This is a genomic window from Phycisphaerales bacterium (assembly GCA_040221175.1).
In the GTDB taxonomy this organism is placed as follows: Bacteria; Planctomycetota; Phycisphaerae; order Phycisphaerales; family UBA1924; genus JAHCJI01.
On record JAVJVK010000004.1, the window covers coordinates 1,144,988 to 1,170,628 of the forward strand.

Genomic DNA, 25,641 nt, shown 5'->3' on the forward strand with positions numbered 1-25,641 from the left:
ATGATAACCAGCAAAACCGCAAAGGTCGGCAACGGGGGTAGACCTGCTGACATTGGGGGTACACTTCGGCGAGGGCTGGCGGATTCTTCCGTCACGAAGCCGGCAACCGCTGTCAGGCATGCAGCATCGCCCTGTCGGCCGCCCCAATCACAAGGAAGTGGTTGTTGCACATTTCGACTAACCCCGATCAGAGCACCCGCGTTCTGTCTGACGCCCTGCGCACCATATCCGTCAGCCTGAACCCGTTCGTACTCGTCCAGCTCAACAAGTATCAGACAGGCAAGGCGGCACCACGCACACCGGAGGATCGGCGTGCGCACCACCTCATGCATGAGCTTGCCGCCTTGCCGCTACGAGAAGCACACGACAGCGTAGCTGTCGCTCTCCGCACCTGTTCCGGGATCGCAGCATCTTGCTTGGACGTAGAGGATCGGGAGATATTGTCGGAGTTTTTCAGCAAAGCGTTCCGGTTGCTCTCGGACACCATCGTGCTAGTTGACACGACAAGCGATGCCTTAGACGTTCAACAGATCTCAACACTTGGCCAGCGCGCCGGCGTGCTCGACTTTCATCTACGTCTGAAGTATGGGCTGCAATCCCAAGGATCGTGTCCACCCGTGGAGGCTCCGATCGACACCATCTCCCGGCGGGACGCCACGTGGTTCAGGAACGCCACCGGCGACGACCACTTTCCGAGTAAGCTTCGGGTGGCGATTAGCCGGGGACACCTTCGCGACAGCAGGAAGATCGGCGGCTGCACGACTTGGCAACACTCGATCTCCGAAGTATGCCAACGATTTTCCGAGTACGAGGATGCCATCGAGGCCGCGCTTGAGGCCGACCGAAAGCGGCACACGATGCGCACGGCGTAACGTCGCGCAACGTGGCGTAACACCGCGCAACAGACCTCAGTGACGGCGCTTGCTCTTACCTGTTGACACGCAAGACTGCTCCGAGCCGGGCCGCAATGCCGCGTCCCGCAATGGAGCACGACCTTGCACACGACGACGCCGACAACCTCATCCTCGAAGCTGACCACCCGCGAACTCGGACAGGAATGGCGACTCTCGGAACGCACGATCTTCGACCTGCGCACCAACCACGGACTCCCATTCGTGCGGATCGCCGGGAGCATCCGCTTCGACCGCGCCGCCGTCGAGGCTTGGGCCGCCGACCGCGCGGAAGGCGGTGCGGCATGAGATCAAAGAGGGAAAGCCGCCCCACGGCCGCCAAGCACACGGGGCAACATCGGACGCCGAATACTAGCGACCTACCCCCGCCTATCTCCCCCCCCCAAGGCGTTCCGCTGGCATCTTGGCTTGCCATCGGTGCAGAACAACACGGCAACGAATGGCGCACGCCCGAGCGCGACGCCACGGGCACCATCATCGGCACGCAACGCCGACTCCCCACGGGCCGCAAGGTCATGGTGGAGGGCAGCAGGCGCGGGCTCGTGTACGCCGATCCCCTGGCCGATGGCTACGGCGACATGCCCGACCTCCCGATATTCGTGGTCGAGGGCGCGACCGATACCGCTGCGGCCCATTCCTTGGCTCTGGTGGCCGTTGGGCGACCTTCGGCGACTGGCGGGGCCGATCACCTGGCCAATCTGCTGGCGGGCCGCTACGTGGCCGTGCTGGGCGAGAATGACAGGGGCGTAGGCCAGACCGCGCCGTACACCATCGCCGACCGCCTGGCCGGGACTTGCGCCGGCGTGTGCGTGGTGTTTCCGCCGAAGGAACACAAAGACCTGCGGGCGTGGGTGAGCGCTGGCGCGACGGCCGACGACGTGCTGGGCATCCTGCGACACGTCGAGCCCGTTCCCACGCCCGAACCCCACGACACCGGCCGCGCCCGCCCCGTTGTGCTCAACATGGCCGACGTGGAGGCAACGCCAATCTCGTGGCTTTGGACGGGCCGCGTGGCGGTTGGCCGGATCACCATAATGGCCGGGCACCCCGGATGCGGCAAGAGCATGGTGACCGCCGATATGGCCGCCCGCGTCAGCACGGGCACCGCCTGGCCGGATGGCATGCCATGCCCGCGTGGCCGCGTGCTGCTACTGAGCGCCGAGGATGATCCCTCCGACACCATCAAGCCCCGGCTCGTGGCCGCTGGTGCCGACTGCGCCCGCGTGGACGTGCTGACCGCCTCGACCTTCCGAGACAAGGAACGGGTAGTCACCTTGGCCGACGTGGACATTATCGAGGCCGCGCTCCGCCAGCACGACGACTACCGCTTGCTCGTGGTCGATCCGATCGGGTCATACATGGGCGCTGGCGTCGATTCGCACAAGGACAACGAAACGCGGGCGGTGCTGGCACCCATTGCCGCCATCGCCAGACCATTGGGGGTGGCGGTGCTCGTGGTGGCGCACACCCGCAAGGGCCGATCGGACCGCGCCGACGATGCGGTGCTCGGCTCTCGTGCGTTTACTGGGCTGGCGCGGTGCGTACTCCACCTGGCCGAAGACCCCTACGACAAGGCCCGCAAGTTGCTGCTGCCGGGCAAGAACAACCTGGCCAAGCCGCCCGCCGGGCTGGCGTTCACTATCGAGGGCGACCCGCCCGCGTGCTCGTGGAGCCCCGAGCCCGTGCACATGACCGCCGATGACCTACTCGACCTGAGCAACAACGCGGGCGCGTCGAGCGCCCACGACGAGGCGGAGGCATGGCTAATCGATGTGCTGAGCGCGGGGCCCACTTCCGCCAAGAACGTGCAGGAACGGGCCAAGGCCGATGGCATTGCAATGCGCACACTCCACCGGGCAAAGCGAACGCTCAACGTCCAGAGCACCCGGCTCGGCTACAACGAAGGCGCTGCATGGGTTTGGACATTGCCAAGCGCAGAACTAGGCAACCTTGGCAACCTTCGACCTGAGAGCGACTGACGGCCGCCCAACATCGCCACCACCGACCAAGGTTGCCAACATTGCCAACCGGCGCGCTTGGCAACCTTCACCTCAAGAACACGACACGATGCGCCCGATCATGGCGTATCGTCAATTGGAGACTTGACCATGGCATCAATCACCACCGACAAGCGCGGCAACCGCCGACTCCAATTCGTGGACGGCAACGGCATCCGCCAGACCGTCCGGCTCGGCAAGCTCGACGCCAAGGCGGCCCAGACCATCCGCACCCACGCCGAAGCGCTATTGAGCGCCAAGCTGAGCGGTTCATCCCCAGCCCGTGCGTCGGCTCTGTGGGCGTCCGAGTTGGGCGAGAAGCTGCACGACCGCCTGGCCCGTGTCGGGCTCGTGGAGCCACGCACGCCCCCGGAATCGAACACCCTGCACGAGTTGGTCGAGCGGTTCATCGACTCCACCACCGTCGCGCCCACCACGACGATGGCGTACCGCCAGACCGCCAATAGCCTCATCGAATACTTCGGCGACGACCACGGCGTGCGCACGATCACCGCCGAGGATGCATCGTTGTGGCGACGGGCGCTCGCCGAGGCCGGATACGCCAAGGCCACGCAAGCGAAGCGGGTGTACGTTGCCAAGCTGATCTTCAAGCGGGCGCTCTCGTGGGGGCTCGTGGACGCCAACCCGTTCGCCGACCTCAAGCCCGGCTCGCAATCCAACCCCGATCGCACGTACTACGTCACCGTCGAGGATGTCGACAAGATCATCGACGCTTGCCCCGATGCCCGATGGCGTGCCATCGTCGGGCTCTGCCGGTTCGCCGGGCTCCGATGCCCCTCCGAGTTGGTCGGGCTTACGTGGGCCGACGTAGACCTCGTGGAGCGTCGGCTCGTGGTGCGTTCACCGAAGACCGCCCACCACGAGGGCCATGCTGTCCGGCTCGTGCCCATCGCGCCCAGGCTGGCCCCGTTGCTCGAAGACCTGTACGAACTCGCCCACGCCGACGAGCCCCAACTGTTCCCCACGCTGCGCGGCCCGTCGAACCTGCGCACGACGATGCACAAGATCATCGCCCGCGCTGGGCTCACCCCCTGGCCCCGGTTGTTCCAGAACATGCGCGCTTCATGCGCCACCGATTGGGCGAGCGAGTTTCCCAACCACGACGCCGCCTCGTGGCTGGGCCATTCGCCCATGATCGCGGCGCAGCACTACCTCAAGCCGCGCGACGAGCACTTCCGCAAGGCCGCCGGACTTGGGGGTGGCGCTCAAAGCGACGCACGGGTGGCGCAAAAAGCGACGCAGAGCATCGCGGCAGATTCTGGCACCGAACCGAAGCGCACGCCGCAAACCCTTGGCGTCGCGGACTTTCTGCCGCAAGACGCCGAAGGCTGCAACGGTTCGCATTCCGGTCTAGTAGGCGGGCGGGGACTCGAACCCCGGACCCTTCGCGTGTAAGGCGAATGCTCTAGCCAACTGAGCTACCCGCCCGGGTATGCGGACATCCTATTCGCCCGCTACCACGGCGGCGTGTCGTCGTCGGGCTCGAGGTACTCGGCCTCGTCGGGGCGTCCGTGGTCCACCCGCTCGTCGAAGGGGCGGTTGTCCTGGGCCTTGTCGGCGGTGCTGGGCCGGTGGCCGAAGGCCGACCCGCCGCCCATGGCCGGTGCGTGAGGGCTGGTGCCAGCGTCGACCTTGGGCTCGAAGCTGCCCACGGGCTCGTCCTTGGCCCACGTGTCGTTGCGCGCGTAGCCGGCGCGGTTCTTGAACCGCGTCGTGTGGTTGTCCCACACCAGCTTCACGATGCCGGTCGGACCGTTTCGCTGCTTGGCGATGATCAGCTCGGCCTCGTTGACACGGTCCTCGTTCTCCTCCATCCAGGCCGGGTCGCTCAGGTGGTAGTACGCCTCGCGGTGCAGCAGCAGCACGACGTCGGCGTCCTGCTCGATGCTGCCCGACTCGCGCAGGTCGCTCATGCGTGGGCGGTTGCCCTCGCGCTGCTCGCTGCCGCGGTTGAGCTGGGCCAGGCACACCACGGGAAGCTCCAATTCGCGTGCCATGGCCTTGATGCCCCGGCTGATCGTGCTGACCTCCACCTGCCGGCTCTCGCGCCCCGCGCCCGGGGCGGTCAACAACTGCAAATAGTCCACCACCACGCAGCGGATGCCGAAACGCTGCTTCATGCGGCGTGCGCGTGCACGCAGGGCCGTCACGCTCAGGGCCGGTGAGTCATCGATATACAATGGCGCCCGCTCGAGCGTCTCGCACGCCGGGCGGATGCGGTTGACCAACTCATCCTGGCTGAACTGGCCGGTTCGCAGCTTGTGGCTGTCCACGCCCGAGTAGGCACTGATCAGGCGCTGCACCAGGCTGCTCTTGCTCATTTCCAGGCTGAACACGCCCACCGGCACGCGCTCGTCGCCCGCGGGTTCGAAGGGCGTGGCGCCGCCCATCGCGATCTGCTCGGCCAGGTTCAACGCAAGGGCGGTCTTGCCCATCGAGGGACGGGCGGCGATGATGATCATCTCGCCGTCCTGCAAGCCGCTGAGAGGTTCGTCCAGGTCGGTAAAGCCCGTCTTGAGCCCCGTCGTCGCGCCCGCGTCGCGGTCGGCGATGCGCTCGTACTCGGCCCGCAGCAGCTCCTCGAGCTTCTGGATGTCGGCCGACTGGTCGTCGTCGGCGATCTCGAAGATGCTCTGCTCGGCACGATCGATGAGCTGGCGGGCCTCTTCGGGCTCGTCCTGGCCCGCGTGCATCGCCTCGTGCACGATCTGGTTGGCCGCGGCGATCAGCTTGCGCAGCCGGCTCTTGGTCTGCACCAGCCTGGCGTACAGCCCGGCGTTGTTGGGGGTGCTGACCGCCTCGGCCAGGCTGGCCAGGTAGGCCGCCCCGCCGATGGCCTCCAACTCGTTGCGCTCGCGGAGGCGGTCGGCCACGACGTTCAGGTCGGCCTGGGGCTCGCGCTCGTAGACCTCCTTCAGCACGCGGAACACCGTCGCGTTGCTCTGGCGGTAGAAGTCCTCGGGCGTAGACACCAGCGGCAGGACGTCGGCCAGGGTGTAGGGGTCGAGGATGATCGAGCCCAGCAGCGCCATCTCGGCCTCGGGCGCGTGCGGCGGCAGCTTGTCGTATACCCGGCTCAGGTCGATCGCCGGCGTGCCGCGGTCCTTGCCGGCCCTGCGGTGGTCCCCATTTCCGTGCAGGTTTTCCGATCCGTTCGCGTCCATGCGTGCTCCCGAAGTGTTCGACCTGCGAGAGTACGATCAGCCATGAGCACCGGGCAAGACGGCCACAAGCAGAACCTCTCCGACACCGCGTCCACGGGCTCGCAGACGCCTTCCGACAAGCCCACCGACGCGCATTTTTCCGGGCCGCTCGACGCCATCCACGCCTACGGCACCACCCACGACGAACACCTGCCCGACGAACTGCCCGAAGACCCCTTCCCCACCCTGCACGAGTGGGTCGAGTTCGCCAAGACAAACAAGGTCCAGCCCAATCCCACCGCCATCGCGCTGGCGACAGCAAACGACACCGCGTCGGAAGCGTGGCCCAACGTCCGCATCGTGCTCTGCCGCGGCATCGACGTCGATTCGGGCTCGATCTGGTTCTTCACCAACGGCAAGAGCGCCAAGGGCCAGGAACTGGCCGCCAACGCCCACGCGGCCGCGGTCTTCCACTGGGACGCCCTGGACCGCCAGGCACGCCTGCGGGGCATCGTCGAGCCCCTGCCCGCGGCCGAGAGCGACGCCTACTTCGCCAGCCGGAGCTGGGAGAAGCGCGTGGGCGCCTGGGCCAGCGACCAGAGCCAGCCCATCCAGTCGCGCCAGGCCCTGGTCGACAAGCTCGCACAGACCCTGCGCCGCTTCGGCATCGACCCCGACAACCCCCCGCCCCACGGCGCCGACGTGGACATCCCCCGCCCCCCGCACTGGGGCGGCTTCCGCATCATCGCCACCGAGGTCGAACTCTGGGTCGGCAGCCCGGCCCGCATCCACGATCGGGCCCGGTGGACGCGAGGGACGCCGGGCGAGGCTTGGCGTGCAACTCGGTTGCAGCCGTAAGCGGGCTGGTCCTCGACTCGGATTCGTTTCTTGTCTCGCCGAACCCACACCCGGGCGGTATAAGAAAAGAAACGTGTAGTAGGGATGACGCCGATAGATGCTGGCCTTCGTGGAGCCCCTTCATGACGCCCTTCACGAGTCGATGACCAGGGAGGTGCTTATCGGATTCGTTTCCTATCTCTCGCCCCACCCCGGGGGGCGAGAGATAGGAAACGAATCACGCTTCACCATCTGGTCACGCCGCCCTTGCCCGCACAACCCGCACGGCCCACCCCGGTTCCCGTCGATAGCCGCGAAGTTGCCGCCACTGACCGCCGATGATCCCTGGGTCGCCCGCGGAGTCGTGGGTGCGGGGGAACGCCCGTGGCAGGAAAGGTCCGCGCCCAACTGAGCAGCGTCGAGGTGGAAGCCCTCACCGAGCTTCTCATGCGCAAGCTCGATGCGATGATCATCGAGACCCAGCCCGAGGTCGCCGCACGCCTGCTCGAACTGGTCTCCGACCCCGACGCGGGGCTCAACGACTTTGCCAGCGTCATCCGCAACGACACCGCCCTGAGCGGCCGCCTGCTGCGCATGAGCAACTCGGCCTACTTCGCCCAACGCGAGCCGGTCACCACCCTCGAGCGCGCCTGCGTGCTGCTGGGCATCAACCGCATCCGCGCCCTGGCCCTGGGCTTCTACATGAGCCGATCCATCGACGCAGGCGGCGAGAAACGCTACGGCCGGACCATGTGGGGCAAGAGCCTGCTGCGGGCCTGCTTTGCCGCCAAGCTGGCCGAGGCCGTCAAGCCCAGCCTCTACGCCGAGGCGTTCCTCATCGGGCTCATGATGGACGCGGGCGTGCCGCTGGTGCGCACGCTCATCGGGCCATCGGTCTACGACGAGGTCTGCCCGGCCCAGCTCCCGCCCTCGCGCGCCTGCAAGAGCGAAAGCGAGCACTTCACCTATACGCATATCGACATGGCCCGCGCCCTAGTGCGGCGGTGGCGGATGCCCGACATTCTGGCCAAGCCCATCCTCTGGCATCACAGCCCGCCGCAGAACCTCAAGAGCACCGAGCCGGTGCACCTGCTGCACCGCATCTCGTTCTACGTGGGCGCCATGCACATCGAGCACGAGCCCCCGGCGGCCATGGCCGTCCCCCTGCCCACGCTGGGCAACAAGCTGCTGGGCCTGCCGAGCGACAAGCTGGGCCGCACCTTCGCCGTGGCCTGCAAGGAATACGCCGCGGTGCGCGAGTTCTTCGGGCACGTGGCCGAGGGCATTACCGACGTCGAGGCCCTGGGCATGCGGGTGCACGGCGCGATCAACAAGATCATGGAGCGCAGCATCGAGGAAGACCTGAAGCAAGAGGGCGATCTCTCACCAGCCACCTTCCGCTTCAACGCCGGACAGATCCAGGTTACGCGAGACGACGAGAACAGCGAGTTCCTGGTTGCCTTCGTACTCGACAGCGTCGGAAACCCCCAGGCCCGACATCGCTTTCCGGTGGGATCGGCCAGCGCCGCCGACCTGCTCAACGAACTCTGCCTCGAACAAGAGGACATCGACAAGGCCGAGCTGGAGAGCATGAGCGACTACCTGCGCGCCGTGGCGGCCTGACGCGCTCGACCATCACGCTCAATCGGCCAGTTCGCTGCCCGGGCGCACGCGTCGTGCCCGCCACACCATCCGCAGCAGTTCCAGCGGCCCGACCGGCTCGTGGCCCATGGATCGACGCATCATGCCCAGGCGATACGCGTGGGCCCACTGCTGGCTCATCACCTCGATGGCCCACCACCACGTTCGCGTAGGGTCGTACACGTTGGTCGCCTCGGCCGATGAACCGTTCAGCTCGATCACGCTGAACCCTCGGCCGGCCTTCAACTCCTGCTCGTCGGCATAGCGGATGTCGAACCGTCCGATGTCCAGGCCACCGGGCGACCCGTCGGCATTCGGGAACCGCCGGCAGATGCCATCAATCACGTCGGTCAGCTCGTCGGTGATCAGGTCGCCGCCGTCCTCGAACCGGCAGCCCTGCACGTGGTTGCCGGCCATGCCCATCTTCACCCGCTCGCCCGCCGGGGGCACGCGGTCAATAGCGCGCCCGAACCGCGCAACGAACACCGGCTCCTGCACGCGGAAGCGATCGTCTGCCAGAACGAGCTGGCGCAGGGTGCGCCTGCCATCGCCCTCGATGACCGGAAACACCTTGCGCGTCACCGCGAAGATCTCGCCCTCGTGGCCCCGCTCGTCGACTTCACCCGGCTTGTGCAGCCGAACCCAGAACAAGCCGACCTCGTGCGGCGAGGGATCGAACTTCTGCAGCACCAGGTCTGCCGGCACGCGAGCCACCTGCTCGCGCACGTCCTCGATGCCGTGGCACACCCGCACCGCCCGGCCGCGTTCGCCGCGATCGGGCTTGAGCACGACCGGGTAACCACCCAACTCGGGCCGCGTCTGGAGCAACCGTTCCACGCGCCGCACGCGACGCTGCGGATCGCTGTGCATGCGCACGAGCACGGTCGGCAGCAACGGCGCACCCGCGTGCTCCAGGGCCGCGGCGATCGTGCTCTTGCGCTCGCCCACGAACCCGCCCGCACCGGCGATGCCCGGGTTGGTGGCCGTAAATACGACCGGATGCCTGGCCCGCAGCGTCTGCGTTACGAACGTCGGGGTGAGCAGGATGTAACTGATCCAGCTGGGCCAGAACTCGTGGCTGATCCATCGCCACACCTGCGCCCGGATGCGCTGGCGGCCCATCCTGGTCCACACGCGCGGCAGCACCCACGTCAGCGGCGCCGCCAGCAGCAGCACGACCACGAGCGCCGCCACGCCCCACTGCTCCACCGCCCACCACCCGCCGAATCGCACCAGCAACCATGCGGGCAGCAGGGCCAGGATCCCGATAAGCAGGCACAGCACGCGTCGCCAAAGCCCGGGCCCGCGGATCGCCACGGCCACCGCCAGCCCGATGCTCGCGACGCCATAGTCGATGTACATACCCGCCACCAGTGCCGCGGTAACCACCAGCCCCATACGCCACCACGCCAGTGCCAGCAGCATGACGACCAGCGCCTCCAGCGTCCAATGCCGAGATCGCAGCCACGTTGCCGCCTGATCCAGCGACCGCGTCAGCGGGCCATGCTCGGGCCCCATCGCCACGTCCACCGTCGATCGAACGGGCCGGGCCCCCGGGTCCTCGTGCCGACGTACGAACGCCGCGATGTGCGCCGCCAGCGGCTCGGGCTGGGTGAAGGGCATGATGTGCCCGCCGTCCAGCCGTACGAGCGTCGATCGCTCGGCAAGCTCGTGGTGCACCTCGGCCGCCCATGGCGCTACCAGGAAGTCCTTCTGGGCCTGCAGGATGAGTAGCGGCTCGTCGAGCGTGCGCAGCGTATCGGCCAGCGGCCGCTGGTCGGTCTCCATGAAGTTCGCGATGAACGAGTACCAAAAGCTCCGCGGCCCCAGCATCCCGAAGTGCGGAACCAGCTCCACCGCCGCGAACACGCCTACGTATCCCAACGCGTACTTGGCCTTCTCGAACAGGTAGTCGCCCGATCCCTCGGTCTGCTGAGCGCCCGTGGCCATCATCATGGTGATCGACGCGATCTCCACCTGCCACGCCTCGGGCAGATCGGTCATGTTCAGCACGACCGCCCCGCCGTTGCTCCAGCCCAGGACGTGCACGCGATGCGGCGCCTCGCCCTGCTCTTGCAGGTGCTGGATCAACTCGCTGCACACGAATGCCATCCAACGGGCCGACGCATCGGACTGCGTCTGCGAGGCTCCGAATCCGGGCAGATCGACCGCGACCGAGTCGATGCCACGCCGGGCTAAGGCCGGAGCGAGTTGATCGAAGTTCGTCGCATCGCCCGGCGAGCCGTGGATAAGGAGAACAAAAGGCGCATCGGGCTGGCCCGACGCGTATGCGGTGTACGCAACGTCGCGGCTGGCAATGTTGACCACGCCCGTTGGCTGCGGCGGGGGCATCACCATGAGCCCGCGCGGCCAGATCGCGTACACCACGTGAGAGGCCACCAGCAGCGACAGGTACACCCCCAGCACCCACCGCCAACGCACGCGCCGCTCGGGCCGGGTCCAGTGCTCGACGCCCCGCACCGCCGTCAGCTTTCGCCGCCGATGGTGATCGGCGTGAGTGGCCCGACCACCTTGCGCCGCCGGATGCCCGGGTTGCCCAATTGACCGCACGCGGCCATGGTGCTGCGCCCCTTCGTGCGGCGCCGCTTCACGAACACGCCGTGCGAACTCAGGCGATGCACGAATGCCTCGACGTCTTCCTCGTGCGGCTCGGGCCACGGGCTGTCACGCCGGGGGTTGTAGGGAATCACGTTGACCATGCAACGCAGCGGCTTGACCCACTCGGCCAGTTCGTCGGCGTGCTCCATCGCGTCATTCAACCCCGGAATCAGCACGTATGCGATCAGGTATGGCTTGCCCGTGCCGTTGGGAAAGTCCAGCAGCGCATCACGCAACTGCCCCATCGGCATCGCTCGGTTGATCGGCATGATCTGGTTGCGGATGGCGTCGTTGGGCGCATTGAGGCTGATCGACACCCCAAGACGATGCCACCCCGGCTGCCGCACCGCCTCGCGCAGTCGCGCCAGACCGTCAAGCCGCCCCACCGTCGAGACGGTCACCTTGCTCATCGCAAGCCCACAACCGGCCTGATCGGTGAGCACCGCGATGGCCTGAAGCACCGAATCGGTGTTGTCCAGCGGCTCGCCCATGCCCATGAATACGAGATTGCTCGGCTCGGCCCCGAGCTGGTGCCGGGCGGCGTGCCACTGGCCGACGATCTGGGCGGGCGTGAGCGAGGCCATGAGCCCCATCTGCGCCGTCTCGCAGAAGCCACAGCCCATGGCGCATCCGACCTGGCTGCTGACGCACAGCGAGTGCGCCAGCCGGCCCTTGCGCCCGATCATGGGAATCACGACCGACTCGGCCTCCAGCTTCACGCCCTGCCGCTCGATGTCCAGTTCTTGGACGAACTTGGTGATGACCCCCTCGGGGGTGTCTTCCCGCTCGCTGCGAACTAGCCGACCGACATGCGGCACGCCCACCTGCTCGAACACAGGGTCGTCAGTCCGGCCTTCTCGCAGGAAGGCCTTGTACGCCCGAAGGGCCCATAACCCCCGCCCCTTCACCCGCGGGCCAACGGCCTCCACCCACTGGCGGCTGGTCAGGCCCAGGGGACTGGGCGTGTCGGTCGTCTGTTCGGCCTGGCTGTGCATTGCACCGATCGTACCGGCCGCCCGGAGGGGTCGGCCAGCGGAATTGTGAGGATCTGGCTTTCGACGCCACGCCGCGTGAAGTCGCGTCCCGATCAGGCCGAAGTCTGGAAGACGTGCATCGCCGGGCGCAGGGGCCAGGCAATGGGCACACCAACGCGGAGGCGCCGATGCCCCATCGCTCACGCCCGGCCATGGCCGGGTTCACGCTCATCGAGTTACTGGTCGTCATCGGCATCATCGCCGTGATTGCCGCCATCACGGTCCCCGCGGTCGCCAGCGCCCGCCAGACCGCACGCAGCACCATCACGCTGCAGCGACTGGGCCAGCTCTCGACGGTCGCCAACCTCTACGGCAGCGACCACAAGGACCGCATCTGGACCGCTCAGAACTGGCTCAAGACCGTCGAGGGCGACACTGCCCTTCCCGGCGTGCTGATCGAGGGCGGCTACCTGACCGACGACGAGATCCTCGAGTGCGCCGTCAATGGACGCCGGCTGCCCTACAAGGACTCCAGCGGGCGCACGCCCACCCCGCCACCGGGCCTCTACGCACACGCCGAGGTCGATAGCGACTTCGCCTTCGTGCACCAGGTCGAGGGCGCTCGTCTCGGGCTGCACACCCAGTTTGCCTATTACCGCGACCCGGCCCAGCGCGGCTGGAGCGGTGGCGTCTGGCTCGAAGATCAGAACGCGCTGGAGAATCTCCCGGGCGTTCCCGTCTTCGTGGAAGAGAATCCCGCCTTCTATCACGCCAACGACGAGATGCTCACCTTCAAGGGCTTTGACCAGCTCGACCGGCGCCACGATGGTGGCGGCACGGGCAAGAGCCTCATGGCCTTCCTCGACGGACACGCGGCCGGCATGGCTCCGCCCGCCGACGACGCGCCCGAGGGCCTGGAGGTCAGCGATCTGACAGCCGCACACTTCTACCTGAGCGCCCGCGGCGGACGCTGGCGGGCCATGACCCTCAGCAGCGAGTACCGCTACGGCTGGGTCAACGACCCGCGCTGAACCAGCGCCACGGACCGCGTGGCATCACGCCCCGTGGTGCCACGCTCGGAACATCCACACCTTCTTCTGGATCTCATCGCCGATTCCATCCAGGAGATTGACCGTCGTGCGATCGCCGGCCGTCTCGGCATCGTCGATGACCTCGCGGACTTCCTTGTGGATCGCCAGCATGTCCGCCACGAGGTTCTCGACCATGCGCTTGTCGTCGGGCGTGCCTTCCTCCTCGGCGATGCGCGTGTGCTCGAGGCACCGCGCCAGCGTCGGGAGCGGCGAGGCTTCCTTCGCACGCACACGCTCGGCCAGCTCGTCCAAGTACGTGGTCCAGGCGTTGTACATCTCCTCGAACTGCGCATGCAGCTCAAAGAACTGCCGCCCACGCACGTTCCAGTGGTAGTTCTGGATCTTGTAGCGGAACACCGCTGCATCGGCCAGCAACCCGTTGAGGCCGCTGATGATCTTGGCGTCGATCTCGGCGTTCATGGCTTCGCTCATGCGAATCCTCCCGTTCTCGGTCCTGCGGCCATGCCATGCAAGTGAAATAGCCCGCTGGGGACCGCGTTCTCCGCGTATTATTTTAGCCGGTGCACGACCCGCACCACCGGGGGTTCCACATGCACAAGCCGCTCTCGCTCGCCGCCATCGCCATCGCCACGCCCGCGTGCTGGGCACAGTGCGACTACGCCCGGGCCGACACGCTCGCGGCCGCCATCGTCGACGACAATCCGCTGATCTCGGGCGCCAGCATGCGTTTCGAAGACCCGCTGCTGCCCGGCCCGAGCCTGGAGCGTTTCTACGGCGACTACGACCGCGGCACCGTCGTGCCCATCGCCAGCGCCACCAAGCTGCTCTCGGCGATCGTCGTCATGAGTTGCGTGGAACGCGACGGCCTCGACCTGGACGCCCCCGTTTCGACGTATCTACCCGAGTTCGTCGGCACCAAGGGCACGATGACCGTCCGCCAGATGTTCAGCCACACCTCGGGCCTGCCTAGCAACAGCGTGTTCGCGTTCGATCCTTCGCTCACCCTCGCCCAGGCGGTCACGCGCATCGCGCTGTTCACACCGCTCGAAGCATCGCCGGGCACGGACTTCTGCTACGGCCAGGTCGGCATGCACGTGGCGGGCCGCGTGTGCGAAGTCGTGAGCGGAACCGACTGGGACACGCTCTTTGACGAACGCGTCGCCTCGCCTCTGGGCCTGACTTCGACCAACTACGACGGGCTCTACGAGACCGACAACCCGCTCATCGCCGGTGGCGCCGAGAGCAGCCTGGGCGACTACGCACGCGTGATCCGCATGCTGGTCGACGGCGGCGTCTACCGCGGCACGCGCATCATCGAACAGTCCTCCATCGATGCCATGACGACCGACCTCACCGCCGGACTGCCCATCCGATGCACGCCCGACCCCGGCGGCTTCCGCAACTACGGCCTGGGCGTCTGGGTGCAGACGCGGGCCGACGCCTCCCGGAGGATCGAGAGCCCGGGCGCCTTCGCGTATACGCCCTGGCTCGAACTCGATCAATCCGGCACACCCCTGCTCGGCGGCGTCTTCATGATCGAAGACGCATTCTCCTCGCTGAGCGATCCCATCGACGAGTTGCAGGACGCAGCCCTCGACGCCAGGCTCGCATGCACGCCGTGCCCGGCAGACCTGGACAACGACGGCACGCTCACGCTCTTCGACTTCCTGGCATTCCAATCGGCTTGGGCCGCGGGCGAGCCGGCCGGAGACTTCGATCGCAGCGGCATGCTCGACCTGTTCGATTTCCTCGCGTTCTCGAACGCCTTCGACGACGGCTGCCCCTAGCCGTTGTTCGACGACCGCCGACGCGTGCGCGGGCCATGGCCGCCAGCCGCGAGCTGCGCGGCGGTAAAGCTCCGCCCCGTGGTGCGCTTGTCCCATGTGTGCGCGGGTCCCTTGAATGACTCGTAGCTCATCCACAGGTCGAGCCAGTAGCTGCGAAACGCGTTGCCGTCCAGGCCCACGCCAAATCGCTCATAGTGCTCGTTCACGAGCCTCAGGACGCGGCGATCATCACCCTCGAACCCGAGCACGTTGCGGCCGTGGCGAACGCTCTCGGTATCCAGCGGCAGGAACCCGTAGCGGCCCAGCAACTGCATGATGTTGTGGGCCGCGTAAGGACCGACGCCCGGAAGATCAAGCAGGAAGCGCCGCACCTCATCATCGGGCGTGTTGGGATCTTCCAGCCACGCCTGCGGCACCTCGCCCCGGTTGAAGAGCCGGGCAAGGTCGACGATGCGCTGGTCGCGGTAGCCCACCCCGCACCTCGAACGAAGCCAGGAAGGCGACTTGCGCGCCAACTGATCGGCCGTGGGGAATGCATGCACGCCGCTGGGCGCGGCCTTGCCCACCCGAGCGCACAGGGCGGCGTTCATGTCGATGGTGCCCGTCCACCGCACGTTGCAACTGGTCACCGTCTTGATCACGTCTTCGAACAGCGAGCCCGAACGCATCAGCCGACCCCGGCCGCTGAAGCGCCAGCGATCGTCGATGGCGTGAAACGCGGCGATGTCGTCGGCCGACTCGTCCAGCCGCAGCATCCGCGTGATCATTGCACGGGCCTGGGCACACTCGCTCCGCGAAAGGGAACGGTCGGCCGTGGCGGTCAGCGGCATGCCCACGCGCTGTTGCCGAAGCACGAACCTTGCGGGCCCATGCTCGAGCATGTACGCCGCCGAGTAAGTCGAACTCGCAGGGACCCACTCGTACGGATCGAGCAGAAAGTAGCCGTACGAGCACGCGTCGCGCGGTAGATCGAAGTCGGCAGGCACCGCCAGGCGGAGCCGGGTCACGCGCGATGATGGCTGCGAGACCGGCACCGGCTAGACCGCCAGCAATCGATCGAACGGCACCGCGAAGGATGCAATATTCACGCACAGACGGTCGGCGGCGCGCGAGAACATCGGGTAGTGCTCGTCGAGCCGAGACTCGAGCTCGTCCAGCGTCATGGGCAAATCGCCCTTGATCTTCTTGAGCACCGACACGTGCCGCGTGATGCCAGGGCGGTCGAACTCGAAGTGGTACTGGAATCCGTACGTACGGATGCCGGCCTTGAAGCACTCCACGGGCGTGGTGCCGCTCTTGGCGAGCACCGTGGCGCCGGGGGGCGCCTGGGCCACGTGGTGCTCGTGGCTCTGGAACATCGCCACCTTCCAGGGCACGCCGGCCAGCATCGTCTCGGTCTGCCCGGCCACGGTCAGTTCCACGGGCTCGAAGCCAAGGGACATCTGCGGCAGCTTCTCGACCTCGCCTCCCAGCGCTCGCGCGATGAGTTGGTGGCCCATGCACAGCCCGATGACGGGCATCTGCGCCTCGTGGGCGGTCCGGATCAGGTCCAGCGTGCGCAGGATCCACGGCTCGTCGCTCAATGGCGAGCCCGGGCTTCCCAGCACGATGAGGCCCTGGGCGTTGTCCATATCGCCGGGCACCGCGGCCTCGCCATCGCGGTCGATGCGGCGGTAATCGAGCTTGAAGCCGTGGTCGCGCAGGGTGACCCCCAGGCGACCGGGGCCGAGGTGCTGTCCATCCTGAAGAACGATGATCGTGGCCATGGGAGCCGATGTTAGCGTGTGGGGGCCGTGTCCGCCCGGATCCATCCCCGGGCTCTAACCTGTGATGGGCCCAGCCCCAAGGCTCGACGCCCGACCCCGGCCCAGGAGAACGACGTGAAGAAGACAAGCCCCCGACTTATCCGGACGCTGCAAGCCACCTGCCTGGCGGTCACCCTGGCCGCCGGAGCGAGCACCGCCGCGGCCCAGAATGGCGCCCCCGCCACCACGGCCGACGCCCAGGAGCAGGTCGCCCCGGCCGACATCCGCCAATCCACCGTGAAGATCTTCACCACCAGCCGCGGCCCCGATCTGACCCGCCCCTGGACACGCCAGCAGCCCACCGACTCCACCGGCTCGGGCCTGGTCATCGAGGGCGGTCGCATCCTCACCAACGCCCACGTGGTCGAGTACGGCCAGCAGATCTTCGTGCAGCCCTACCTGACGAGCCAGCGACTGGCCGCCCGCGTCGTGGCGCGGAACACCGGCATCGACCTGGCCCTGCTCGAACTCGAAGACCAGGACGCGATCGATGGCGTGCCCGAGGCGGTGCTCTCGGCCGACCTGCCCGATATCGGCGACAAGGCCAATGCACTCGGCTATCCGCTGGGCGGCGAAGAGCTCTCCATCACCGAAGGCATCGTGTCGCGCATCGAGTTCGTGGGCTACCAGGCCGGCACACTCGGCCTGCGCATCCAAGTCGATGCCGCGCTCAACCCTGGCAATTCGGGCGGGCCCGTCACCGTCGACGGCAAGGTCATCGGCCTGACGTTCAGCGGCATCTCGCAGGCCGACAACATCGGCTACATCATTCCCAACGAGGAAATCCGCCTGTTCCTGGACGACATCGAGGACGGCGAGATCGACGGCCGCCCGTTCCTGCGCGAGACCTTCGACGGCACCCGCAACCCGGGCGTGCGGGCCAAGCTGGGCCTGTCGCCACAGCTCGAGGGCATGGTCGTCGCCGGTGCCGTCGAGGGCAACCCGCTCCAGTCGTGGGACGTGGTGACGAGCATCGCCGGCCGCAGCATCGACAGCCAGGGGCTGGTCAGCGTGACCGACGACCTGCGTCTTTACTTCGAGTACTTCGTGCACCACGGCCTCAACGACGACGACACCGTGACGCTGGGCGTACTCCGCGATGGCGAGCAGATCGAGGTCCGCTCGCCCGTCGTGCGCGGCGATGACGACTTCTACGAACCGCTGGACAACACCTATCCCAGCTACATGGTTTTCGGTCCGCTCGTGTTCACGCCGGTCTACCAGGCGCACGTCTACGGGCTTGATCTCGATCGCATGGCCGCCCGTCGCAGCCCGATCGTGAAGCGCGCCTTCACGGGCAAGGACCCCGACGCCGAGATCCAGGAATTCGTCATCCTCGCCGGCGGCCTGCTCAACCATCGCGTCAACGTGGCCTACGAAGTGCCACCCTTCTCGACGCTCAAGAGCATCAACGGCACGGCCATCACGAGCCTGGCCCACTGCGTCAAGACGCTCAAGGAACTGGCCAGTTCCTCGGAAGAGTTCATCATCTTCGAGTTCCATGACCGGGGAGCCGACCGCCTCGTCTACAAGCGCACGGACATCCTCGCGTCCATTGAAGACGTGCTTAACGAGAACGGCATCCGCCGACCGATCTCGAGCGATTTGGAAGATCTCTGGCCCGATCTGGGCGAATAACCAGCCTCACGCATACAACGCGACGGTGGCGTCGTGCGGGCCCAGGTAGTCCTGGCGGAACAGCATCCGCCCGCTGGCCCGCTGCGCCCACTTGAAGACGTGGAAGCTGCTGAAGCGGTTGGCCGGCCCGGTCGACTCTCGCCGCTTTCGCCCCGCAGAACTCAGGAAGTTGAACGCCAGCACCGCGCCCTCGCGCCGATGCAGGGCGTCCCACGCGCGGTCGAGCACCAGCAGGGCCGTGCGCTCGTCGAGCGTGTTGAGCGAGCCGCTGAAGACGACCTGGCTCACGCCGTGTTCGCGAACGAGTCGCTCGAACAGCCCCGCATCGCGCACGAAATCGGCGATCTCCCACGCGCTGCCCGGGAAGCGGGCCCGGGCTGGTTCGACCAGTTCGCTGATGCCCTCGACGCCGACGTAGGTCCTGGGCGTCTGATTGGCCGCTTGCAGGAACTCGAGCAGATCACCCCGCCCGGCGCCCATGTCGGCAAGCACAGCGCCCTTGGGCCGGCAGACCTCGGCCAACACCTTGAACCGCGTGACCTGATACTCCTGGCTGCGCCAGAGCAACGCCTCGAAGCCCGGGCCGTGAGCGCGCACCGCTTCGCGGTACGGCTCGAGATACCGCGGGTCGGGCTGGTCTGTGTTGGATGGCATGGGGTGCGGTTGGGTCAGCCGAAGCGGACCATGCGGGCAAACTGCTCGAATCGCTCGTCCAGTTCGCTGGTCTTCAGGCTCGCCAGGCGATCGAGGCTGAACGACTCGATGTTAAAACTCGCCACGATCGTCCCGTGCGCCACGGCACGGTGGATGGCCTCGAACGAGGTCGGGTCGGTGCCCGCATCGCCTTCGCGCGAGAGTGAGCCCATCATGCCGCCTGCAAAGCTGTCGCCGGCGCCCGTGGGGTCAACCACCTCTTCGGTCGGGTAGGCCGGCAGGGCGGCGATGCCGTCCCGATGCACGATGATGCAGCCGTGCTCGCCCTTCTTCACCACGACGAACTTGGGCCCCATCTCGATGATCTGCCGGGCCGCGGCCACGGTGTTGCGCTTGCCGGTAAACTGCTCGGCCTCTTCGAAGTTCAGCACCAGCCCGTCGATCTTCTCGCACAACTGGCTCAGCTCGGTCTTGGCGGTATCGATCCACAGGTCCATCGTGTCGGCGACGGCCAGCTTGCGATCATTCAACTGCTCGAGCAGGCCGAGCTGCACCGACGGGTGCGTGTTGGCCAGGAACACGTACTTGCTGTCGCGGAACGAGTCCGGCACGGCCGGCGGCTCTTCGGCCAGCACGCCCAGATCGGTGTACAGCGTCTCGCGCTGGTCCATGTTCTCCAGGTACTTGCCGCCCCAGCGGAAGGTCTTGGAGCCCTTGCGAACCTCCAGCCCGCTGTGATCGACGCCCTGGAAGTGCTCCATCGTCTTGCGGAGTTCGTCGGGGAAGTCTTCGCCCACCGCCGCCACGACCCGGACGGGCTGGCAATAGAAGGAGGCGGCCGCCGCAAAATACGTACACGAACCGCCCAGCACGTTCTCCCGATGGCCGTGATCAGGGGTGTAGACGGTGTCGATTCCAACGGTTCCGGTGACAATCAGAGGCATGGGATCAGCATAGGGCCAGCCCTTGGGGAAACAACCCCCCTCGCATGGAGCGTGGGAAACTCCGACGCGCACGTCCAGCCCGCTACGCTCGCCCTCCATGGCCAACCCCACCTCGCCCGCAACCCCGAACGCCAATCCCGCCGCCGGCGTGGGCTTCGGGCTGCTGGCCTACATCTGGTGGGGCAGCGTAGTGCCGATCTACATCAACACGCTCACCCGCGGCGACTGGGCGACGCCCGCGATCGAACTGATCGCACAACGCGTGCTCTTCGGCATACCGGTGTTGATCGCGCTGCTGGCGGTCATGGGCCGGCTGGGCGAACTCAAGGCTGCTCTCACCGAGCCCAAACGCCTGCGCGTCCTTGTCATGAGCGCGGGGCTAATTGCTTGCAACTGGTTCGCGTTCATCTACGCCGTCTCGACCAAGCGGCTCATCGACGCCAGCCTTGGGTACTACATCACCCCCCTGGTCTCCATTGCCCTGGGCATCCTGCTGCTGGGCGAACGCCCGCGCAAGCCACAGATCATCGCAATCGCCCTCGCGCTCGTGGCCGTGGTCATCCTCACGATCGATCGCGGCGGACTGCCCTGGATCGCCGTCACGCTGGCATTGAGCTTCGGCTTCTATGGCCTGGTCCGCAAGCGTGCCCAGACCAAGCCCGCGCCCGGCCTGTGCGTCGAGATGATCATCATGCTGCCCGCGGCAATCGGCCTCTACGCCTGGCTGTTCCGCTCGGGCGACGCCCAGATTACCCAAGGACCACCCATGCGCACGCTGCTCATGGCTCTGGGTGGCGTCATGGTCACGGTGCCACTGGTCGCCTTTGCCGCCGCCGCACATCGCCTGCGCCTGGCCACGCTTGGCATGCTGCAATACCTGGCCCCAACGGGACAATTCGTTCTGGCCATCATCTTCGGGCAGCAACTCGACGCCATCACGCTCGCCGCCTTCGGGCTGATCTGGACGGCATTGGCCCTATACAGCGCCGACGCGTGGCGAGCAGGCCGCAAGACTCGCCGAAGAACCAGTGCGTGACTACCGAGACCCGCTCTGCGAACTCGGGCGCACAAAGCTCTGGTAGGCCGCATCCATCGCACGCCGATAGATCCAGGCCTTCTCGAAGACCCGTGGCTCACGCCGGGCTTCTGCCAGGCTCTGCTCAAGCCGCTCGACGATCCGTGGCTCGAGTTCGTCTCGACCGAGCAACAGCATCGACTCGATCGTCACCTCGTAGATCGCAGCGCACGCCGCATGCTGGCCGGCATTAAACAGCGGCACGCCCTGCTCGACGGCCAGTTCATACAACCGCGCTGCACCAGCACGAAACGTGCCGGGCGTGGTTCGATCATCGCCCGATGAGGACGGTAGCAAAACCGCATCGATCAGGTGAACCACGCCATTGCCCGCCTGGATGTCGCTGGCGATGATCGAAGCCCCGTTGACTTGGAGCGTTCCCCGATCGGTTCCAAAGCGGATGACCTCACCCGTCAGTGCCTGCGTCTTGGTGACGCCGAGCAGTTCGCGGGCCTCCAGCCTGCCGGGCACCACGTGCAACGCCAGGATGCTCACCAGTTGTTGTCGATTGGCCGGCTCGAGCAACGCGCCCAGCGCACCATCGGGCAACGCAGCAAACGCGTCGTTCACGGGCGCGAAGACCGTCCATGGCCCATTCTCCGGGCCCAGCTGGTCGGCCAGGCCGGCGGCCTTTATCGCGGCCACCAGCGTGCTGAGCTCGTCGGTCTCTGACGCGATCGCAGTGATCGACCGGAGTTCGGGCATGAGTACGGCATCAACGACGTGCACCACGCCGCCATCGAACGCGACGTCGGTTGCCACGATCGATGCCGTGCCCACCGTCGCACCCCCATCGCTCCCGACCCGCACGCTCTGACCGTTCAGCGTCTCCAGCGACCGGCGGGAAAGAACCTCGGAAGACGATTTCGCACCCGCCACCACGTGGTACGCGAGGATCGATCGAAGCGTCTGCCGGGCCTCGGGTCGCAGCAGTGCGTCGACCTGTTCCTTCGGCAGCGCCGCGAATGCATCGTTCGTTGGTGCGAAGATCGTCACGGGCTCGTCGGGCAGCGTCATCTCGGCCGCCTCGACGAGACGCAACAGCGTCGTGAGTCCGGCTTCGGTCGCGACGGTGGCAAGTTCACCACCGCTGGTCTTCGGGGAAGCGGCGCCCTGCGATCCGTAGGCACGGATCGATCGCACATCGAGCTGGAATGGACCGGGCTGCTTGTCGGAGAGCGACACGCCGATCGATTCGATGTTTGTCGGTATGATCTCGGGCGCGCCCGACACGAGCCGGCCAAACGAATACAACCGGAATCCTTCGAACGGCAGGCGAACGGTCTCCCACGTCCCCTCGGTGGTCTTGAAGTCCTGCTGGTAAGCACCGGCCATCATGCGCACGTTCGAGAGACGCACGTCGAACTTGTACGTCCGCCCGTCGCCACGAACCTCGACCTCGATGCCCTGTGCTCCCTCGAAGTCGGCGCCATCGACCGCGGTCCGAACCTGGCTGAACCCACCGTTGTTCTCCAGGCTCAGGTCGCCGCTGAAGCGCATCACGCCCGACTGCGGCGAAGACACCCGACCGGTGGACAGCCCACCCATCACGCCGTCCACGACGGTGCGCCACCCGTCCACACCGCGCTCGAACTCCATCGAGAAGTCCTGGGCCAGCGTCGTGTCCGAAGAAATCGTCAGGCCGGCCGCGACGATCCCCGCAATCAGCTTCGTCCGCATGTCATATCACTCCCACTCTTGGTTTTGGCCATATCCCCCGCAAAGGAGTTGGCAGGACTCTCAAGTGTGAGCGAACAAATGACCGGCATTCCGGCAAGGCTGCCGAAGCACGGGACAATGGGCGAGATATAGGGGAAGATGCGTACGCAGCATGAAGCCGCGTGACCGAAATGGCCATGCCCCGAAACCAACGCGGCTGCGAAATGCAGCCGCTTCGGGCCGTCGTCTAGTACCCCCCACAGGACTCGAACCTGTAACCCGCTGATTAAGAGTCAGCTGCTCTACCGATTGAGCTAGGGAGGCGTGGGTAGCTCCATTGTACCCTGCCAATCGCCTCAGGCAGGCCTCACTGGATTATCTGGATCGGCATTTTCCCGCAGAATTGCGCCTTCCCTGCAACGATGACGCTCAAAAGCTAGTAAGGCTTTACTAGACTAGCCCGCCCATGGTGGACAACGGAGGTGGCATCATGATCCGCACGATGAACTGGCGAAAGAGCATGGCGGCCGCGGCCGCACTCGTGCCCCTGGCGATGATGGGCGGCTGCAACAACGGCGTGCAAGGCGCCTTCTCGGGCGCGGCCCTGGGCAGCCTGGCGGGCCTGGGCATTGGCTCGGTCACCGGAGACCGCAGCGACGCCGTCACCATGGGCGCCATCCTGGGTGGCGTGGGCGGCGCCATCATCGGCGACCAGAACGCCCGGGCCTCGGCCTACAGCACGCGCAGCGCCCATACCTCGATGGCATACCCAAGCCAGCCTGTGTACGTCGATCGGCCCGTGTACGTCGAACGCTCCGTGTACGTGCAATCACCACCCGCGGTGTACAAGAGCTGGGGCGGCCGGGGGCACTACCCCCACCAGCGGCACTACTACCGCCATCACGCGCCGCGGCACTACCACGGGCATTACGACTACTGCCGCTGAGCGTCAGTCGGTCTTCATCGCCTCGGCAATGCGTCGCAGCGTGTCGGCCCACAGCCCCGCTTCGGCCCGAAGGTCTTCTTCGAGCAGATCGGCAACGGTCACGAGGTCGTCATTCCCAACGGCTCGCTTGAGATCGTCCAGTTGACGGGCGAGCGCGTCGGTACGCTCTTCCAGGGCGCCCTCGGCCGCGTATCCCGAAAGCGGCCTTCCCACCGCGGCCCCGCCCTGAACAACGGCTTGGCGGACGGCCTGCCATGTGCTGAGCAGTTGAGCCAGGGCGCCCATGGCTTCGCTCATTTCGCCGCGGTGGATCATCTCGGCGCACGCGGCGTGCTCGTCCTTCGCGCTCTCCATGGCGTCGGCCGCGTCGAACAGCGTGACCCGGACCAGCGAGGCGGGATCGGTCGACGTCATCTCCAGCACCTGCGCCTCGAGCGGCTCGTCGCTTGGCTCACCCAACTGCTCGCCTTCGACGGGCTGGCCGTCGACCATCACCTCGATGACGATCCGGCCCTGGTCCCGGGCCGCAGCCGCGCCCGCCTCCAACGCCGCCGCCAGCGTGGGACGATCGATCGCCAGGTCTTGACCGTCGAGGGTGGCCTTCATCGGGTAGATTCCTCCGTGCTCATGGCAGGTGCAGATCGGCCACGACGGGCGCGTGGTCGGAGATGCCATCGGCTGCTTCGCGGTCGATCCAGCAGTCCTTCATCGCTTTTTTCGCTGCCGGGTTGGCCAGCAGATAGTCGATCCGCCACCCACGATCGAGCGTGCGGGCCTGTCCGCGATTGCTCCACCAGCTGTAGGGCCCGTGCACGTCGCCGTGCTTCTCGCGGATGACGTCGTGCCAGCCTGCGTCGAAGAGCCCCCCCACCCACTCGCGCTCGTGGGGCAGGAAACCGCTTGTCTTCTGGTTGCTCCGCCAGTGGAAGATGTCCCGCTCGGTATGCGCGACGTTGAAGTCGCCACCGAGCAGCACCGGCGTGCGCTTCCGCCGCAGCGGCTGCACCCACTGGCTGAACTGGGGCATCCACTGCTCCTTGATCGCCTGCCGATGCTCGCCCGAAGAGCCCGATGGCAGGTACACGCTGGCCACCACCAGCCCTCCCACGTCCGCCGAGATCAGGCGGCCCTCCTCGTCTTCCTCGCAGGCGCCGTTGCACAGGCCGAACTTCACCCGCCTGGGCTTGGTCTTGCTCAGCAGGGCCGTACCCGAGTAGCCCTTGCGGGCGGCGGGATTCCACACGATGTGGTACTTGCCGGCATGGATCAGCGGCTCGGGCGCCTGCTCGCGCAAGGCCCGGACCTCCTGCAACAACACGACGTCGGCGTCGATCTCGTCCAGGCGATCACCCAGGCCCTTTTTCCAGGCCGACCGAATGCCGTTGATGTTCCACGTCGCAACTCGCATCGACCAGTGTAAACGCCGCAACGGGCGGGGCAAACGAATCGTCAGCTCGGCACCCATCGCTCGAACGGGCGATCACCGGGAATGCGCAGCGGATGCAGCGGGTCTCCCCCGCGCGACGCGCCCAGGCACCACAGCTCTCGACCGGCCAGCAGGCCCAGCACCGCGGAGGGCCGATCACGACGCCAACGCGCAACCGACGCGCCCCAGCCCACGATCACGCGGTCGGCCGACTCGATCGCGCGAGCCACGTGCATCGTGTTCTGGGGCCCTTCGGGGTCTTCCGCCCGCGCCAGGTCGGCCGGTCTGGTGGCGCGATATCCGTAGAGATTCACGACCACCACGCGCGCCACAGATTCGCACGCCGACGCGCTGAAGGCGCGAACGCGGCGAATCGTCTGATCATCGGTCGTCGCATCGGCGGTGCTGGGGTTCAGCATGACCCACGCCACCGTCGCCGATGCATGAGGATCGAGGATGCGTTCGAGCCGGTAGCGAAAGCGTCCGCACCGGGAAAACACGGCCGACATGCT

The 25,641-nt window shown here is 66.7% G+C and carries 23 protein-coding genes and 2 tRNA genes; 10 read left to right on the forward strand and 15 right to left on the reverse strand.

The genetic code is table 11. From position 1 onward, the window contains the following. Window positions 1–164 precede the first annotated feature (164 nt). The 3 genes from RIE32_07190 to RIE32_07200 all read left to right on the forward strand — a co-directional run bounded on the left by RIE32_07190 (window position 165) and on the right by RIE32_07200 (window position 2,890). Complete coding sequence (locus RIE32_07190) at window positions 165–872, forward strand: hypothetical protein (GenBank protein MEQ9096033.1); 708 nt, start codon at window positions 165–167, stop codon at window positions 870–872. A 123-nt stretch (window positions 873–995) separates the two neighbouring features. Beyond that, window positions 996–1,199 carry a helix-turn-helix domain-containing protein gene (locus RIE32_07195; GenBank protein ID MEQ9096034.1) on the forward strand — a complete coding sequence of 68 codons (204 nt, stop codon included), beginning with the start codon at window positions 996–998 and terminating at the stop codon, window positions 1,197–1,199. Continuing rightward, a complete protein-coding gene (locus RIE32_07200; GenBank protein ID MEQ9096035.1) occupies window positions 1,196–2,890 on the forward strand; it encodes an AAA family ATPase in 1,695 nt (564 codons plus the stop codon). Before RIE32_07195 ends, RIE32_07200 begins: the two co-directional genes overlap by 4 nt. A gap of 879 nt (window positions 2,891–3,769) precedes the next feature. On the opposite strand, the gene RIE32_07205 is transcribed toward RIE32_07200, so the two are convergent. The 3 genes from RIE32_07205 to dnaB all read right to left on the reverse strand — a co-directional run bounded on the left by RIE32_07205 (window position 3,770) and on the right by dnaB (window position 6,093). After that, window positions 3,770–3,931, reverse strand: a complete 162-nt coding sequence (locus tag RIE32_07205) for a hypothetical protein (protein ID MEQ9096036.1) — start codon at window positions 3,929–3,931, stop codon at window positions 3,770–3,772. A gap of 352 nt (window positions 3,932–4,283) precedes the next feature. Further along, window positions 4,284–4,357: transfer RNA gene (locus tag RIE32_07210), tRNA-Val, on the reverse strand. Between the two features lie 26 nt (window positions 4,358–4,383). Continuing rightward, on the reverse strand, window positions 4,384–6,093 hold the full coding sequence (dnaB, locus tag RIE32_07215) for a replicative DNA helicase (GenBank protein ID MEQ9096037.1): 1,710 nt from the start codon (window positions 6,091–6,093) through the stop codon (window positions 4,384–4,386). A gap of 42 nt (window positions 6,094–6,135) precedes the next feature. On the opposite strand from dnaB, the gene pdxH reads away from it, so the two are divergent. Then, a complete protein-coding gene (pdxH, locus tag RIE32_07220; protein ID MEQ9096038.1) occupies window positions 6,136–6,930 on the forward strand; it encodes a pyridoxamine 5'-phosphate oxidase in 795 nt (264 codons plus the stop codon). A 363-nt stretch (window positions 6,931–7,293) separates the two neighbouring features. Beyond that, window positions 7,294–8,532 (forward strand): HDOD domain-containing protein, encoded by a 1,239-nt coding sequence (locus tag RIE32_07225; protein ID MEQ9096039.1) that lies wholly within the window; start codon window positions 7,294–7,296, stop codon window positions 8,530–8,532. Between the two features lie 18 nt (window positions 8,533–8,550). Here the strand turns inward: RIE32_07225 and RIE32_07230 are convergent, their stop codons facing one another. Both RIE32_07230 and RIE32_07235 read right to left on the reverse strand, forming a co-directional pair. Beyond that, on the reverse strand, window positions 8,551–10,992 hold the full coding sequence (locus tag RIE32_07230) for an alpha/beta fold hydrolase (GenBank protein ID MEQ9096040.1): 2,442 nt from the start codon (window positions 10,990–10,992) through the stop codon (window positions 8,551–8,553). A gap of 44 nt (window positions 10,993–11,036) precedes the next feature. Then, window positions 11,037–12,164: a radical SAM protein gene (locus RIE32_07235; GenBank protein MEQ9096041.1), complete on the reverse strand. Its 1,128-nt coding sequence runs from the start codon at window positions 12,162–12,164 to the stop codon at window positions 11,037–11,039. A 167-nt stretch (window positions 12,165–12,331) separates the two neighbouring features. Between RIE32_07235 and RIE32_07240 the strand changes: the two genes are divergently transcribed. Next, complete coding sequence (locus tag RIE32_07240) at window positions 12,332–13,174, forward strand: prepilin-type N-terminal cleavage/methylation domain-containing protein (GenBank protein ID MEQ9096042.1); 843 nt, start codon at window positions 12,332–12,334, stop codon at window positions 13,172–13,174. 24 nt (window positions 13,175–13,198) lie between these two features. Here RIE32_07240 and RIE32_07245 read toward each other — a convergent pair whose 3' ends face one another. Beyond that, a complete protein-coding gene (locus RIE32_07245) occupies window positions 13,199–13,666 on the reverse strand; it encodes a Dps family protein (protein MEQ9096043.1) in 468 nt (155 codons plus the stop codon). 119 nt (window positions 13,667–13,785) lie between these two features. Here RIE32_07245 and RIE32_07250 point away from each other — a divergent pair, with 119 nt between their 5' ends. Further along, window positions 13,786–14,982: a serine hydrolase domain-containing protein gene (locus RIE32_07250; GenBank protein ID MEQ9096044.1), complete on the forward strand. Its 1,197-nt coding sequence runs from the start codon at window positions 13,786–13,788 to the stop codon at window positions 14,980–14,982. Here RIE32_07250 and RIE32_07255 read toward each other — a convergent pair. Next, on the reverse strand, window positions 14,979–15,989 hold the full coding sequence (locus tag RIE32_07255; protein ID MEQ9096045.1) for a hypothetical protein: 1,011 nt from the start codon (window positions 15,987–15,989) through the stop codon (window positions 14,979–14,981). The genes RIE32_07250 and RIE32_07255 overlap by 4 nt on opposite strands. A gap of 30 nt (window positions 15,990–16,019) precedes the next feature. Beyond that, on the reverse strand, window positions 16,020–16,748 hold the full coding sequence (locus RIE32_07260; protein ID MEQ9096046.1) for a type 1 glutamine amidotransferase: 729 nt from the start codon (window positions 16,746–16,748) through the stop codon (window positions 16,020–16,022). Window positions 16,749–16,862: 114 nt separating this feature from the next. Here RIE32_07260 and RIE32_07265 point away from each other — a divergent pair, with 114 nt between their 5' ends. Next, entirely contained in the window at window positions 16,863–18,425 is a 1,563-nt protein-coding gene (locus RIE32_07265) for a trypsin-like peptidase domain-containing protein (GenBank protein ID MEQ9096047.1), read from the forward strand. A 6-nt stretch (window positions 18,426–18,431) separates the two neighbouring features. Here the strand turns inward: RIE32_07265 and RIE32_07270 are convergent, their stop codons facing one another. Next, on the reverse strand, window positions 18,432–19,079 hold the full coding sequence (locus RIE32_07270) for a hypothetical protein (protein ID MEQ9096048.1): 648 nt from the start codon (window positions 19,077–19,079) through the stop codon (window positions 18,432–18,434). A 14-nt stretch (window positions 19,080–19,093) separates the two neighbouring features. After that, window positions 19,094–20,023 (reverse strand): PfkB family carbohydrate kinase, encoded by a 930-nt coding sequence (locus tag RIE32_07275; GenBank protein MEQ9096049.1) that lies wholly within the window; start codon window positions 20,021–20,023, stop codon window positions 19,094–19,096. Window positions 20,024–20,120: 97 nt separating this feature from the next. On the opposite strand from RIE32_07275, the gene rarD reads away from it, so the two are divergent. Then, window positions 20,121–21,059 carry an EamA family transporter RarD gene (rarD, locus tag RIE32_07280; protein ID MEQ9096050.1) on the forward strand — a complete coding sequence of 313 codons (939 nt, stop codon included), beginning with the start codon at window positions 20,121–20,123 and terminating at the stop codon, window positions 21,057–21,059. Here rarD and RIE32_07285 read toward each other — a convergent pair whose 3' ends face one another. After that, entirely contained in the window at window positions 21,060–22,778 is a 1,719-nt protein-coding gene (locus tag RIE32_07285) for a CIA30 family protein (GenBank protein ID MEQ9096051.1), read from the reverse strand. It lies immediately after the preceding gene. 230 nt (window positions 22,779–23,008) lie between these two features. Then, window positions 23,009–23,081: transfer RNA gene (locus tag RIE32_07290), tRNA-Lys, on the reverse strand. A gap of 166 nt (window positions 23,082–23,247) precedes the next feature. Between RIE32_07290 and RIE32_07295 the strand changes: the two genes are divergently transcribed. Next, entirely contained in the window at window positions 23,248–23,703 is a 456-nt protein-coding gene (locus tag RIE32_07295) for a glycine zipper domain-containing protein (GenBank protein ID MEQ9096052.1), read from the forward strand. A gap of 3 nt (window positions 23,704–23,706) precedes the next feature. Here the strand turns inward: RIE32_07295 and RIE32_07300 are convergent, their stop codons facing one another. Genes RIE32_07300 through RIE32_07310 form a run of 3 tightly spaced genes read right to left on the reverse strand, consistent with a single transcriptional unit; the run spans window position 23,707 to window position 25,638 of the window. Next, entirely contained in the window at window positions 23,707–24,309 is a 603-nt protein-coding gene (locus RIE32_07300; protein MEQ9096053.1) for a hypothetical protein, read from the reverse strand. A gap of 19 nt (window positions 24,310–24,328) precedes the next feature. Then, on the reverse strand, window positions 24,329–25,111 hold the full coding sequence (locus RIE32_07305) for an exodeoxyribonuclease III (GenBank protein MEQ9096054.1): 783 nt from the start codon (window positions 25,109–25,111) through the stop codon (window positions 24,329–24,331). 41 nt (window positions 25,112–25,152) lie between these two features. Next, complete coding sequence (locus RIE32_07310) at window positions 25,153–25,638, reverse strand: DUF1643 domain-containing protein (GenBank protein MEQ9096055.1); 486 nt, start codon at window positions 25,636–25,638, stop codon at window positions 25,153–25,155. Window positions 25,639–25,641 lie beyond the last annotated feature (3 nt).

What these genes read in the sequence shown, in the direction of transcription:
- RIE32_07200 (MEQ9096035.1), top strand. Translation starts at nt 1,196, where the DNA reads ATGAGATCAAAGAGGGAAAGCCGCCCCACGGCCGCCAAGCACACGGGG.
- dnaB (MEQ9096037.1), bottom strand. Translation starts at nt 6,093, where the DNA reads ATGGACGCGAACGGATCGGAAAACCTGCACGGAAATGGGGACCACCGC.
- pdxH (MEQ9096038.1), top strand. Translation starts at nt 6,136, where the DNA reads ATGAGCACCGGGCAAGACGGCCACAAGCAGAACCTCTCCGACACCGCG.
- RIE32_07235 (MEQ9096041.1), bottom strand. Translation starts at nt 12,164, where the DNA reads ATGCACAGCCAGGCCGAACAGACGACCGACACGCCCAGTCCCCTGGGC.
- RIE32_07240 (MEQ9096042.1), top strand. Translation starts at nt 12,332, where the DNA reads ATGCCCCATCGCTCACGCCCGGCCATGGCCGGGTTCACGCTCATCGAG.
- RIE32_07245 (MEQ9096043.1), bottom strand. Translation starts at nt 13,666, where the DNA reads ATGAGCGAAGCCATGAACGCCGAGATCGACGCCAAGATCATCAGCGGC.
- RIE32_07250 (MEQ9096044.1), top strand. Translation starts at nt 13,786, where the DNA reads ATGCACAAGCCGCTCTCGCTCGCCGCCATCGCCATCGCCACGCCCGCG.
- RIE32_07260 (MEQ9096046.1), bottom strand. Translation starts at nt 16,748, where the DNA reads ATGGCCACGATCATCGTTCTTCAGGATGGACAGCACCTCGGCCCCGGT.
- RIE32_07270 (MEQ9096048.1), bottom strand. Translation starts at nt 19,079, where the DNA reads ATGCCATCCAACACAGACCAGCCCGACCCGCGGTATCTCGAGCCGTAC.
- RIE32_07275 (MEQ9096049.1), bottom strand. Translation starts at nt 20,023, where the DNA reads ATGCCTCTGATTGTCACCGGAACCGTTGGAATCGACACCGTCTACACC.
- rarD (MEQ9096050.1), top strand. Translation starts at nt 20,121, where the DNA reads ATGGCCAACCCCACCTCGCCCGCAACCCCGAACGCCAATCCCGCCGCC.
- RIE32_07285 (MEQ9096051.1), bottom strand. Translation starts at nt 22,778, where the DNA reads ATGCGGACGAAGCTGATTGCGGGGATCGTCGCGGCCGGCCTGACGATT.
- RIE32_07295 (MEQ9096052.1), top strand. Translation starts at nt 23,248, where the DNA reads ATGATCCGCACGATGAACTGGCGAAAGAGCATGGCGGCCGCGGCCGCA.
- RIE32_07300 (MEQ9096053.1), bottom strand. Translation starts at nt 24,309, where the DNA reads ATGAAGGCCACCCTCGACGGTCAAGACCTGGCGATCGATCGTCCCACG.
- RIE32_07305 (MEQ9096054.1), bottom strand. Translation starts at nt 25,111, where the DNA reads ATGCGAGTTGCGACGTGGAACATCAACGGCATTCGGTCGGCCTGGAAA.
- RIE32_07310 (MEQ9096055.1), bottom strand. Translation starts at nt 25,638, where the DNA reads ATGTCGGCCGTGTTTTCCCGGTGCGGACGCTTTCGCTACCGGCTCGAA.